At 39.6% G+C, this 12,834-nt stretch carries 13 protein-coding genes; 10 read left to right on the top strand and 3 right to left on the bottom strand.

Features of this window, described 5'->3' with window-relative positions:
- Positions 1 to 88: 88 nt before the first annotated feature.
- Complete coding sequence (locus QNN06_RS22105; RefSeq protein WP_284035950.1) at positions 89 to 988, bottom strand: MBL fold metallo-hydrolase; 900 nt, start codon at positions 986 to 988, stop codon at positions 89 to 91.
- Positions 989 to 1,168: 180 nt separating this feature from the next.
- Here QNN06_RS22105 and QNN06_RS22100 point away from each other — a divergent pair, with 180 nt between their 5' ends.
- The 8 genes from QNN06_RS22100 to msrB all read left to right on the top strand — a co-directional run bounded on the left by QNN06_RS22100 (position 1,169) and on the right by msrB (position 8,256).
- Entirely contained in the window at positions 1,169 to 2,683 is a 1,515-nt protein-coding gene (locus QNN06_RS22100) for a spore germination protein (protein ID WP_213120470.1), read from the top strand.
- Positions 2,684 to 2,695: 12 nt separating this feature from the next.
- Positions 2,696 to 3,817: a GerAB/ArcD/ProY family transporter gene (locus tag QNN06_RS22095; RefSeq protein ID WP_284035949.1), complete on the top strand. Its 1,122-nt coding sequence runs from the start codon at positions 2,696 to 2,698 to the stop codon at positions 3,815 to 3,817.
- Positions 3,801 to 4,958: a Ger(x)C family spore germination protein gene (locus tag QNN06_RS22090; protein WP_213120472.1), complete on the top strand. Its 1,158-nt coding sequence runs from the start codon at positions 3,801 to 3,803 to the stop codon at positions 4,956 to 4,958. Before QNN06_RS22095 ends, QNN06_RS22090 begins: the two co-directional genes overlap by 17 nt.
- A 78-nt stretch (positions 4,959 to 5,036) precedes the next feature.
- Positions 5,037 to 5,615, top strand: a complete 579-nt coding sequence (locus QNN06_RS22085) for an SCO family protein (protein WP_213120473.1) — start codon at positions 5,037 to 5,039, stop codon at positions 5,613 to 5,615.
- 110 nt (positions 5,616 to 5,725) lie between these two features.
- Positions 5,726 to 6,550, top strand: coding sequence for an SGNH/GDSL hydrolase family protein (locus tag QNN06_RS22080; RefSeq protein WP_284035948.1), 825 nt, complete (start codon positions 5,726 to 5,728; stop codon positions 6,548 to 6,550).
- Positions 6,551 to 6,555: 5 nt separating this feature from the next.
- Positions 6,556 to 7,140, top strand: a complete 585-nt coding sequence (locus tag QNN06_RS22075) for a YpmS family protein (protein ID WP_217033448.1) — start codon at positions 6,556 to 6,558, stop codon at positions 7,138 to 7,140.
- Between the two features lie 148 nt (positions 7,141 to 7,288).
- The gene (msrA, locus tag QNN06_RS22070; RefSeq protein WP_213120475.1) at positions 7,289 to 7,825 is read left to right on the top strand and encodes a peptide-methionine (S)-S-oxide reductase MsrA; all 537 of its coding nucleotides are present in this window, start codon (positions 7,289 to 7,291) and stop codon (positions 7,823 to 7,825) included.
- Positions 7,822 to 8,256 (top strand): peptide-methionine (R)-S-oxide reductase MsrB, encoded by a 435-nt coding sequence (gene msrB / locus QNN06_RS22065; RefSeq protein ID WP_213120476.1) that lies wholly within the window; start codon positions 7,822 to 7,824, stop codon positions 8,254 to 8,256. The genes msrA and msrB overlap by 4 nt, the downstream gene beginning before the upstream one ends.
- Before the next feature lie 709 nt (positions 8,257 to 8,965).
- Here the strand turns inward: msrB and QNN06_RS22060 are convergent.
- The gene (locus QNN06_RS22060) at positions 8,966 to 9,565 is read right to left on the bottom strand and encodes a DUF502 domain-containing protein (RefSeq protein ID WP_284035947.1); all 600 of its coding nucleotides are present in this window, start codon (positions 9,563 to 9,565) and stop codon (positions 8,966 to 8,968) included.
- Positions 9,566 to 9,684: 119 nt separating this feature from the next.
- On the opposite strand from QNN06_RS22060, the gene QNN06_RS22055 reads away from it, so the two are divergent.
- The gene (locus tag QNN06_RS22055; RefSeq protein WP_213120478.1) at positions 9,685 to 9,849 is read left to right on the top strand and encodes a YjcZ family sporulation protein; all 165 of its coding nucleotides are present in this window, start codon (positions 9,685 to 9,687) and stop codon (positions 9,847 to 9,849) included.
- A gap of 117 nt (positions 9,850 to 9,966) precedes the next feature.
- On the opposite strand, the gene QNN06_RS22050 is transcribed toward QNN06_RS22055, so the two are convergent.
- Positions 9,967 to 11,328, bottom strand: a complete 1,362-nt coding sequence (locus tag QNN06_RS22050) for a TrkH family potassium uptake protein (protein ID WP_213120479.1) — start codon at positions 11,326 to 11,328, stop codon at positions 9,967 to 9,969.
- A 161-nt stretch (positions 11,329 to 11,489) separates the two neighbouring features.
- Between QNN06_RS22050 and QNN06_RS22045 the strand changes: the two genes are divergently transcribed.
- Positions 11,490 to 12,833: an aspartate aminotransferase family protein gene (locus QNN06_RS22045; RefSeq protein WP_213120480.1), complete on the top strand. Its 1,344-nt coding sequence runs from the start codon at positions 11,490 to 11,492 to the stop codon at positions 12,831 to 12,833.
- Position 12,834: the final 1 nt, after the last annotated feature.

Raw genomic sequence — 12,834 nt, 5'->3', positions numbered from 1 at the left:
TTACAACCCAAAACAATTAAACCTGAAGATATAGTATTCTACATATATCTAATAAAAAATAGAAAAAAGAATGGCCGCCATGACCATCCTATTTCACTTTTACTATTTCCGCTGCAGTTTCCGCAACAGTATACCCCAACCTCCGTAGATGCTTCCGGATCCCACTTCGTTCCCATGTCTTGAAAATAGGAGTTGTAAGTGTGGTTTTTGGATAAAATATCCCGATTTCCGTCAATTCTTCAAAGCTTAATCCTTGCTTGACATATCCTTCAATGGTTTCATCCCGCCGATAGATAATGTCGAGAAATTTATCCATAGCTTCTGTAAATTCCGCTTTCGTAAAAGTCCCTTTTTGATGGCCTGTAATGTAAGTATCGGCATCGAGAGACAGAAGCCGTTTGCCTGAATGGATGAAATCTTCGATATTACCATCAGTCCCGTTATACCATGGACCAAAGGTAGTCATATCATAATCGCCAGCAAACACGACCCCGAGCTCCGGAAAGTATGGGCAGGCAAGGCCGCTTGTATGTCCAGGAGTATGCAAAAACACTACTTTTACATCATCAAATACATATTCTGACTCGTATTCATATGTTCCTGAAATTCCTCCAAGATTTTGAACCCATTCCTTTGGAAGAGTTTTTTTCCATGCTTCCACACCTTTATAACCCCACTCTTGATAGACTCCATTGGCATGGGCAATTCCTTCCACTGACCTAGATGTTTCAAATTCTATCTTATTGATAAGTTTGGTCGCATCTCGGAACAGGTGATTATGTAGGGTATGGTCAGGATGGTAATGGGTATTAATGATGAGATCAATTCCCTTTTCGTGGTCCAGTTCAAGAAGGGCTTTTGCCTCTGCTCCACTGTCAATTAGCACCTTTTCCTCGCAGTCGATATACAAGCTCCGAGAGAAAGGGACTTTGCTGCTATTTGGACCTTCCATGATGATAATAGGGCCAATTCGATTCAATGAGTTCACTCTCCTTTTCTCTCTATTTGAAAATTCATAATTTTCATCGATGAATGAACACTCATTCATAATACCACATTATTTTGTTCTTCTCAAAAAATTTTTTATCATTCAGACTGCTTTAGAATTTGGGTAAAAAATAATTATTTGGAAAAAATAAGCTAAACTGACAACAATAGGTGCTGAAATATGTTCAAATGGAAAAAAGAGAGTAAGTCACAGGAAGTATTTAAAGCCCATAGCTTATATATCGATGAATTGAAAGAGCAATTAAAAAACGAACTGCTTTATTCAGATATTACCTTTCGTCATCTCAAGAAAAACGGGAATAGAATCGTCTTTTGTTTTTTAGAAAGCTTGATTGACAAGAGTAGCTTGGATGAATTTATTCTGGCTCCGATTCAAAATAATGAGAAGATTGAATGGTCCGTCCAAGGATTCACGCAGGTTCTGCCATTATCGGTCTTAACAGTAACCAATCAACTGAGTGAAATTATCAGCGGGCTGATTGAAGGTAATGTCTATATATATGTGGAAGGGGACCCGTATGGTCTATTAACGAATCTCAGCAAGACGGTTGAACGTGGAGTGGAGAAGCCAGAAACGGAATCAAACGTTTATGGCCCGAAGATTTCGTTTACGGAATCCCTCGTCAGCAATATGAATATCTTAAGAAACAATTTAAAGGACCCAAACCTTTGTATGCAGGACCTTGTAGTGGGGAAAAGGGTGAAAACAAAAGCGAAACTCGTCTACATACAGGGAATTGCCGATGAGGAACTTGTCACCACCTTTAAACAAAGGATAAGTGAGCTTGAAATAGATTATGTCCCCGGGAACACCGTTCTTGGACATTTGATTGAAAACAACAGCTGGAGCGTGTTTCCCCAGTTGATGACGACCGAGCTCCCGGACCGGATATCCATTGCACTATACAGGGGCAAAGTGGCTGTTCTAATGGACCGGAGTCCAGATTGCCTTTATGGTCCCACAACCTTTTTCTCCTATTTTGAGTCTACCGAAGATGTTTATATGCGGTGGAATATGGGGCTGTTCTTACGGGTCCTGCGATTGACGGCGCTTTTTTTATCCGTCCTATTGACGCCCGCCTATGTTGCGGTTCTGACCTATCATTATGAAGTTATACCGTCGCCCATGCTGGTTACCTTGGGTGAGTCAAGGTCAAAGGTACCCTTTCCACCGGTCTTTGAAACATTGCTGCTAGAGTTTGTCATAGAGCTGCTTCGCGAGGCCGGTGCCAGGCTGCCAACAAAAGTAGGCCAGACCATCGGTATCGTAGGTGGTATTGTCATCGGACAGGCAGCCGTTCAGGCCGGTTTTACCAGTAACATCTTAATTATTATGATTGCATTAAGTGCGCTCGGGTCCTTTACAACCCCAAGTTATTTAATGGGTACGGCAATCAGAATGATTCGTTTTCCAATTATCATTATTGCTGGTATTTGGGGCGGAATTGGGATTATGGTTGCATTTTGTTTTTTTATCATTCATCTGCTAAGACTGGAAACACTGGGTAAACCATATCTTTCGCCGGTTTATCCTTTACAATGGCGAGATCTGGGTTATAGTTTTTTCCTTGTGCCTTATCAATATCTTGCCAAACGTCCTCAGACCAATAAACCAGTAGACAAAGAGCGTTTTTCAGAAAAAAAAGCTAAGCTAAAAAAAGATATAGATGAATAGAGGGCGATGTAAATGGAGGTGAATGTTAAACCCAGAGATGGATTGCAGCTTCATGCATTTCTGCTCATATTTATTGTTCACTCCACCCAAATTGGTGTAGGACTTGTAGGCTTGCCAAGAATTGTATATTTAGATGCTGGCCATGACGGCTGGATTTCTGTTTTTTTAGCAGGGGTGCTGGGAGGCGTGTCCTTGTGGTTCATGGTAAAAATGCTTGGTCAATATGACAGCGCAGATTTATATGGCATACATGCCGATGTATTTGGAAAATGGATAGGAAATTTTCTCAGTCTGATGTATATGGGTTATTTAGCTGCCGCCTTTTTTGTAATCTATATTAATTACATAGAAATCGTGCAGGTGTGGATCTTTCCAAACCTTCCAACCTGGCAGCTTGGGTTAGTGTTGATTCTGCTTTCTGCCTACGCTGTTTATGGAGGAATAAGGGTTGTTGTAGGAACCGCCTTCTTGTCAGTGATGGGGACGCTTTGGATGGTTTTCGTCCTATTTGTTCCTTTAAAACATTCGGAAATTAATCATATATTTCCGATATTAGATGCCGATATTGAACAAATTCTTAAAGGAGCTCACAATTCCTCCTTATCAATGATGGGGATGGAATTAGTCCTATTTGTTTACCCATATATAAAAGAAAAACAAAAAACTCAAATTTTCTCCCAAATAGGCAATGCATATACAGCCTTTATTTTTACACTTGTTACGTTTGTCTCGATAATTTATTATGCTGGTGGAAGTTTGGAACAAACCATTTGGCCTGTTATATCGTTGTTCAAAATAGTCCGCCTTCCCAATTTGGAAAGGTTCGAAATTATCGCTGTTTCTTTTTGGATGCTTATTATCGTGCCTAATTTGTGTATTTATTTGTGGGCAGCCTCGAAAGGTTTCTCACGTATATTTGCTGGAAAGCAAAAATGGGGGCTTTGGATTCTTGTCAGCTTAATCTTTGTATCTTCATTTTTTGTCAAAGCAAGATATCAAATGAATCTGATTTCAGATATAATCGGAAAGTTCGGTTTTTATGCTGCGGTTTGTTACCCGATTCTTTTATATTTCATTGTTTCTGCCAAAAACAAGTATTTTAGGGGGAAGAACAATCATGCCAAAGGGTCCTAAATGGAAAACCGCTATATTGATGATTGCTAGCACGCTTTGTTTATCTGGATGCGTGGAGGCGAGGCAATTAGAGAAATTAGGACTGATTACGGCTGTTGGCTATGATTTGGATGGGAAGAATACGATTAAGGGGACAGTGGTTGTTCATAAATTTGATGCACTGGCGAAGAATGTGACTAAAGTTATTTCAGTAGAAGCCCATACGAGTAAATCTTTACGACAGAAACAAAATCTTCGTTCCGACCAAAGGCTTGTTTCAGGGCAGCTGCGATGTGTCGTCTACAGCAAGGCCCTTGCAAAGAAAGGGATTATTCAGCTTGTTGATACGCTTAATCGTGACCCTAATATCGGCAATATGGTATATTTGATGATTTCGGAGCATGATGCTTCGTCAATCATCAATGTGGGCAAGAAGAATGTGAAACTGAATCTTGGAACTTATTTATATAATCTAATTAGGCAAAATGTAGAAAGTGAGCAGATGCTCTCACCTACACTGCAGGATTTTAATCATAGTTACCATGATAATGGAAAAGATCCGGTATTACCACTTCTTAAATTAGAGAATGGCGATGTTTCGGTTGCAGGCACAGCCCTGTTTAAGGATGACAGGCTTGTAGGAATATTGCCTACAAATAAGCTGTTTTTCTTAAAAATTTTGGCAGAAAAATATAAATCTGGTACTGAAGAATTTGGATTTAATCGAGAAGACTTCAAGAGCATCTTAAAGGGAAATGAGGGACGGAGTTTTCGAACTGTTTATAATAAATTATTTCTGGAAATCGACAATATCCGCAGCCATACCAAAATAAAATTAGTGGATAAGAAAAACGTTCGATTTAGGGTCGAAATTAAATTTGCATCAAGGCTTTTGGAAACAACAGAGCCTCTTGAATTGGGCAGTGCCAAAAATGTTAAATTCATTGAGAGGCAGATCGAAAAGAAAATGGAAAAGGAAATACATGATTTGCTCATTTTTTTTCAAAAGAAGGGGGTGGACCCGGTCGGGATTGGCAATGAATATATCGCTCATATTCGCGGGAAAAAAATTACCCCAAAGGAATGGAGAAGTATTTATAAAAATGCCAAATTTGAAGTTCGTGTGAAAAATACTATTGTAAAAACGGGAGTAATAGATTAAACTACGCTTTTCCTTTCCTCTTTTTTAAAACTTTGTTAAACTATTCACGGATGGAATAGAGGAAGGTAGTGTGTTTAAATGAAATTTCGACTGGTCATGATATTATTAGTCATTTCTAGTATGCTGCTTGCAGCTTGCGGACAAAAGGAAATTAAGGATGCGCTAAACTGGGAGGTAGCCGACTTTTCTGCGGTGAACCAGGATAATAAAGCAGTTGGACTAAAGGATTTAAAGGGAAAGATTTGGATTGCTGATTTTATTTTTACAAGCTGTGCAGATGTTTGCCCACCGATGACTGCGAATATGACAAAACTTCAAAAAATGGTTAAGGATGAAGGGTTGAAGAATGTTGAATTTGTCTCTTTCAGTGTTGATCCCACTGTGGACACTCCTGAAGTACTGACTCGATATGCGAACCAATTTGGGGCAGATTTTTCAAATTGGACCTTTTTAACCGGATACTCTCAGCAGTTTATTGAAGGTTATGCAATGAAAACATTCAAGACGCTTGTGAAAAAACCTCAGAATGAAAATCAGGTCATCCATCAAACCTATGTCTATTTGGTAGGTCCAGATGGAAAAATAAAAAAATCATATAATTTATATAAAGATGTTCCGTTTGATGAAATGATTCAGGATATAAAAATTCTGCAATAGACCGTTATACAGGTCTATTTTTTTCTGGGAATAGGATGGTATTATAGATTTGTTTTGAATGAGTTTGGTCATGTTATAATAAAATTAGTTTAGAAGGCAGGTGAATAGGTATGTATAAATTTTTCCCCCTTCTAATTCTCTCGGTATTGTTCCTGGGCTCTTGCAGCGGAACTGGGGAATGGGAATTACATCATGCAAAGCAAACGGCTGTACTGGTCTATGAGCCTGTACCTGCTGATTTTATTCCGCGCACCTTAACAGTTCTCTCCGCAGGCGATTCCTTAACACAAGGTGTTGGCGACAGTACAGGTAAGGGCGGCTATTTGCCTTATTTAGAAACATTGCTGGAAAATGAAAAAGGCATTAAGGATGTAGATTTCTATAACTTCGGGGTGAAGGGAAATCGGACCACTCAATTGCTGAAAAGGCTGAAGGCACCTGAAATCAAGCCTGTCTTAAAGAAGGCCGATTTGGTTATTCTGACTATTGGCGGCAACGATATCATGAAGGTGGTCAGGGACAATCTCTCAAATCTTGAATATTCCATTTTTATGGATGAAAAGGAGAACTATCGTAAACATTTGATTCAGATAATAGAAACAATAGTCAAGGAAAATCCAAATGCATCTATTGTGTTGGTGGGTCTTTATAATCCTTTTTCTAAGTGGTTTTCAGATATTGAGGAATTTGATCAGATTGTTTCCGAGTGGAACCAAGCAGGTCAAACGGTTATATCACAATATCCCAATGCTTACTTCGTTTCGATTGAAGATATATTTTTAAACAGCAGTGAAAACCTCCTATTCACTGATAATTTTCATCCAAATGATAAGGGCTATGAATTGATTGCCCAGCGGCTCAATGAAACAATGGAAGAACGGGTCTTGCCGGATTTGGACAGGAAGCCGTATATGGTTAGTACAGAGGAGAATTAGATTATATGAAAAACAAATGGAAAGTTGGATTCCTAGTCTTGGCGGGAATCAACCTTTTATTCGCGATTGTCCTGCTATCGCTTGTGCTGGGTACGGGCTCGGATGCGGATCAAAAAAGCACTCAAATGAAGGAAATAAAAGGTGACCACGTTTCCTTTCATGTGAACTCCAACAAATACGATTTGAATAAGCTAATTAATCATTATTTAAATGAGGAGTCTTCCGAATCCCCAATTGCTTATCGTGTTTTATTGGGAGACGAGGTGGAGTTGTATGGAAGTATTCCGGTTTTTAGTGAACAGGTTAAAATGAAATTGACATTTGAACCTGAAGCGCAAAAGAACGGGGATTTAGTTCTAAAGCAGAAATCCATGTCTGTTGGGAGTCTTCCTCTGCCCATTTCCTATGTTCTAAAGTTTATTGGAGATAATTATAAGCTTCCAGAAGGTGTCGAAATCAGACCGAATGACAAATTGATTAATGTCCATATGCAGCAATTAAGGCTGAAAAGTGATTTGAAAATTAAAGTGGACCAATTTGATTTAAAAAAGGACAAAATTGCCTTTACGATCTTAGTGCCAGTTGATTAGACTTGTACGTGAGCAAAAGAGAATAGTGTGTTATTTTGCCGGGCCAGTTGAACTGGCCCGTTTTTTTTAATCAGCAAATTTCCTTTTTGAAGCAACATTTTGTATACTCATAACTAGCAAAGAATCTAAGAAGAACGGGGTTGAGAGCATGGACAGTAAAGAACAATTGGCGACATTTGCCGGTGGTTGTTTTTGGTGTATGGTGAAACCGTTTGATGAGCTTCCTGGCATTAAGAGTGTCATTTCGGGTTATACTGGCGGTACGGTAGAAAATCCAACCTATCAGCAGGTTTGCTCTGATACAACTGGACATTATGAAGCGGTACAAATTACCTTTGACCCGGAAACTTTTCCATATGAAAAATTGCTTGAATTATTTTGGCAGCAAATAGACCCAACGGACACCGGAGGCCAGTTTTATGACCGCGGTCAATCCTATCAAACCGCTATTTTTTACCATGATGAAGTACAAAAAAGACTTGCTGAGGAGTCAAAGCATGCCTTGGAAAAAAGCGGCCAGTTCAATAAACCGATTGTCACACCAATATTGCCGGCAAAGGCTTTCTATCGTGCCGAAGAATATCATCAGCATTACTACAAGAAAAATCCTGCACATTATGAACGGTATCATATCGGATCAGGCCGGGCCGGATTTATTCAACAGCACTGGGGAGATAAAAAATGACAAATCAAAACAAGGAAGAATTAAAGAAGAAACTGACGCCGATGCAATTTGAAGTCACACAAAATAACGGCACTGAACCGCCGTTCAGAAATGAATACTGGAATGAAACGAGTGAAGGAATTTATGTCGATATTGTCTCCGGAAAGCCGTTGTTTAGTTCGCGTGATAAATTCGATGCAGGCTGCGGCTGGCCGAGCTTCACGAAGCCGATTGAAGAAGAGGAAATCGTTGAAAAGGAAGATTTCAGTCACTTTATGATTCGCACAGAGGTACGGAGTAAATCAGCAGATTCACACCTCGGCCATGTCTTTCCCGACGGCCCGGAACCAACCGGACTAAGATACTGCATCAACTCCGCCTCATTAAGGTTTGTTCCAAAGGAGAAGCTGGAAGAAGAGGGGTATGGAAAGTTTAAAAAGCTTTTCGATTAAAAAAAGCCGCGAATTTTGATAACAGGTTCCGTTACCTATCGCAAACATTAAAAATGTAAGCCAAAATGAGTGCCAATTTGCATTGAAATTGACACTCATTTTTTATTGGTATAAAGCCATTTGGGTGGAAATCACATAAAAATTTGTATAGGGAAATGCACCCTAATTTGTCGGAGTACAATGGCTGTTGTACCCCGACAATTTTGCCCTCAATTTGATATACATTTTATCTTACAAAAAGCGCTTAGAAACATAAGAAATCCTATCCTTAATTGAATAACCAGTGATATTTAAAATAAGCGGAGATTTTCCCGTTATATGCAGAATGGAGCTCGTTTAGGGGGAAATAAGGGGAGGTTTTCCGCTTAAGCACAGAAAAATCCCCAATTTTTATGTTACTTGAGTCAATAGGGGGAATTTTTCCTCTTATTTAGGCTATTTTTAAGCTTATTTACAAATTAAGAGGAATTTCTCCCTCTATTTTTCAAATTGGGGCTTAACCCTCCCCCTAACTGAGAAGAGCGGACCCTTACTAACCCAGATAAGGGAATCAGCATCTTTTACAACCAAAAAGGCTCAGTGAACAGAGCCTTTTTATTTTTAATTGCAAAAACAGATACAAGAAGCAGTACAAATTGGGTTACATTTTCAATTGCAATTTCGAGTTTTGTGATAGGAAACGGAACCCCTTAGAATTTTGAGCGGCTTTTTAAATTGAGCTTTTTTCCTTATGCTTTGAACTAGACGTCATCCCACCTGACAGGATAAATTTCATGGCATCCTCCGGTTTCACATCAATAATTTCAATCTGCTCCTTCGGAATGAGAAAGGTAAAGCCCGCCACCTGAAAGGTCTGTGGAATATATACAGCCACATGGCCCTTTAATGGACTATAAAAATCCTCTAACTGCTCGGATGTAATGAACCCCATGCTTTTCATCCCGGTTCCAGGAATGACAACCAAAGCCACCTTGGAAAAAGATTTCTTATCCCCCAAAAAGGATTGTATAGTGTCCTTTATGACTGAATAAATCGTTTTTACTACAGGGATTTTTTCCAGCAGCCGATCAATTAGCCGGATGATTTTTCCTGAAATGTACTTTGTCGATAGCCAGCCCAACAGGGTAATCAGGATAATGGTCGACAGCAAGCCGATGCCTGGTATATAATCTTCCTTTAAGTACGGTCGTAACCGGTCACCAAGCAGCCCATCCAAAAATAAGAACGTTTTGTATATTACATAAATTACCAAAATAATCGGAACAATCGTCAAAATCCCGTTAATAAAACTCTTTAAAATTGCTTTCATTTCATTTCACCTGCCAAACTAATATCGTCTTTCATAATATAGGCGAATGCACATACAGGTCAAGCACCTATTACATAAAGTAATCTTGAAAAGATACAATTTTAGAGGAGTGAATGCGAATGTATGGCGGATATGGTGGTTTTGACGGCTGCTGCGGCGGCTATGGCGGAGGATTCGGCTATGGTGGCTATGGCGGAGGATTCGGATTTGGATATGGCGGCTTTGCGCTAATTGTCGTGTTGTTTATTCTCTTGATTATTATTGGTGCAAGCTGGGCCTACTAAAAAAGTGCGGCTGACCCCTGAATTGGTGTCAGCCGCTTTCTTTCTAAATGGGAAAGTATAAATTCAACTACGCCTCATGAACCGTCCTATTAGACTCGCCAATAGGCGAGTTTTCATTTACCCGATGATAACCTTTTCCTTCGGATAATGGAACGTTTCTTTCCTTCCCTTGCCTCTTAACATCAACAAGCAGGTAACAATTCCAATCCTTCCGATAAACATTAATATCATGATCAGTATTTTACCGAAGGTTGTCAAATTTGAAGTTAATCCCAGCGATAAACCGTTTGTCCCGAAGGCAGAAGTGACCTCAACAATAATCGGTATCAAGGTGCTTTTCTCAGTAATGGATAGGAGGATAATCGAAAGTAAACACAAGCAAGCTGCTGTTGTCATCACAATAAACGATTTAATGACATCGTCGTGATTTAATTCCCTTTTAAATATTTTTACAGACCCTTTTCCTTGAGCATAAAAGATAATCGTTAAAACAACAATGGCAAAGGTAGTTGTCCTGACTCCTCCACTGGCACTGCTCGGCGAACCGCCGATAAACATTAACAGGGACATAAATAGCTGATTACTCTGAGTTAATTCACTGAAATCTAAGGTTGCAAGCCCTGCACTTTTGGTAGTAACGGAGTGGAAAAAGGAATAAAAAAGGATTTGGTGCCAATTTTTATCAGCAAAAAAATGATGAATGTCCAAAAGAAAAATAAAGATTCCTCCGAGCAAAGTAAGGATGATAAAGGTTACAGTTGTCAATTTCGTAAATAGGGTAAAGTGGAATCTTTTTTTACTCTTTAAGGATAAAAAGAAATCAAGCATCTCTACTATTACAGGAAATCCAATTGCTCCAAGTACAATTAAAAGCGCGACCATGAATTGGACAAAATAGTCTTGATAATAAGGAATAAGAGAAGCTCCCGTAATATCAAAGCCAGCATTGGTCGTTGCGCTGATTGAGATAAAAAATCCATGTTTAAAAGCAGATAATACCTCATCATAGTATTTGAGTAAATGAATTCCCAAAACAATTCCGCCGATAAATTCGATGGAAATGATAAAGATAAAAATCCGCTTTGCCAGATGGACCAAGCCAGAAAGGTTTGATTGATTGTTGTCAATCATAATCAATTGCCTTTCCTTTAACCCCACTTTTTTTCCCAGCATCACCCAAAGAAATGTACTTAGAGACATGATTCCGAGCCCTCCTAGTTGGAGAATGATGCAAAGGAGAACAATCCCGAAATTATTGAACGTATCCTTTAAGGAAATAACGCTTAACCCGGTTACGCTGACGGCGCTAACGGCCGTAAACATGGCATCGATAAAGCTAATTTTTACATTTGGAAGGTGCGCGAAAGGTAATTTTAATAAAAGCGTCGAAATAATTAGTGCAGATAAATAAAAGATAAAAATTAATTGAAATGTCGAAAGTTCCCTCGTCTTCGACTGTAGCTTCTTTATAGAGTCCATTTAAATTCATTCCTTATATAATCTCCCTGTTATTCTATAATAAGCTTTGCAAATTGTAAAAGGCCGGAAAGAAACAAAATGGTGAATCATACAATTTCAATAAGGAAATGAATCTATTAGCTTCTTAATTTTGCATTATGCAGAGGGAAGTGGTTTATAGGGTGGAACAGTCGTATTTAATTAAGCCCATGCTTGATGGGTCATACCCCGTCATCGATTATGGAAAAGGCGTCTATTTATATGACAAGAACGGAAAGAAGTACTTAGATGCCGCTTCTGGGGCTGTCACAGCCAATATCGGTCATGGAGAAAAAGAGATTATTAAGGCGATGGAAGAGCAGGCCCAAAAGGTCTCGTTCGTGTACCGCTCGCAGTTTACCAGTGAAGCAGCTGAAAAACTGGCTGAAAAGATCGCTAAGCTGCTGCCGGGAGATTTAAATTGGAGCTTTTTCGTTAACAGCGGTTCCGAAGCCACAGAAACTGCCATGAAAATGGCAATTCAATATTGGCAGGAAAAAGGAATAACCACGAAACACAAGATTTTATCCAGATGGGTCAGTTACCATGGGATTACTTTGGGAGCGCTTTCGATGTCAGGTCATCCAGGAAGAAGGGCAAGATTTGTTCCACTTTTAGAGGAGTTTCCAGTCATCCATCCCCCTTATTGTTACCGCTGTCCATACCATCTTGAAGCACCTGCCTGCCAATATCTTTGCGCCCGTGAGCTAGAAACTGCTATCAACAGAATCGGGGCAGATAATGTTGCCGCCTTTATCGTAGAGCCAGTCATTGGTGCTGCAGGCGGAGCCATTTCCCCGCCAAAGGATTATTTAAAAACGATAAAGAAAATTTGTGATGACCATGACATTCTGTTAATTGCAGACGAAGTAATGACAGGAGCTGGCCGGACTGGAGCGATGCTCGCATCTGAGCTATGGGGTGTCATTCCAGATATTGTCGCCTTAGGAAAGGGACTTGGAGCGGGATATGCACCGATTGCCGCTGCTATTGCCACCGATAAAGTCATCGAGCCAATTCTGGCCGGCTCCAAAGTGGTCATGAGTGGTCATACATTAAGTGCCAATCCACAAAGCTGTGCTGCCGCTTTAGCAGTCCTTGAATATTTGGAAAAAAATCAGATTATGAAAACAGTTGAAGGTAAGGGTGAGTTTTTACGAAAGGAACTTGAAAAACTAAAGAGCCAATTTTGGTTTATAGGGGATGTCAGAGGGATAGGCCTTCTACTCGGAATTGAATTTGTCAAGGACCAAACATCAAGAAGACCGTTTCCTAGAAATGCGCAAGTTACGCAAAGAATGGTGGAGCTTGCCAAGGAAAAAGGGCTTATCGTATATCCAGCAGGTGCGGGAATAGATGGGGTAAATGGTGACTCGATTATAATCTCACCTCCATTAACTATTACCGAAGTAGAAATGAATGAATTAATTTACTTATTAAAGGAAGCATTTTCAGTCTTTTCAAAGGAAATCAATTTATCGGAATGAC

Origin of the sequence: Neobacillus sp. 114 (assembly GCF_030127045.1) — a bacterium.
GTDB classification, from domain to species: Bacteria; Bacillota; Bacilli; order Bacillales; family Cytobacillaceae; genus Neobacillus; species Neobacillus rhizophilus.
Note: the sequence above shows the minus strand (reverse complement) of the source record. Positions and strands in the feature narration are given on the sequence as shown.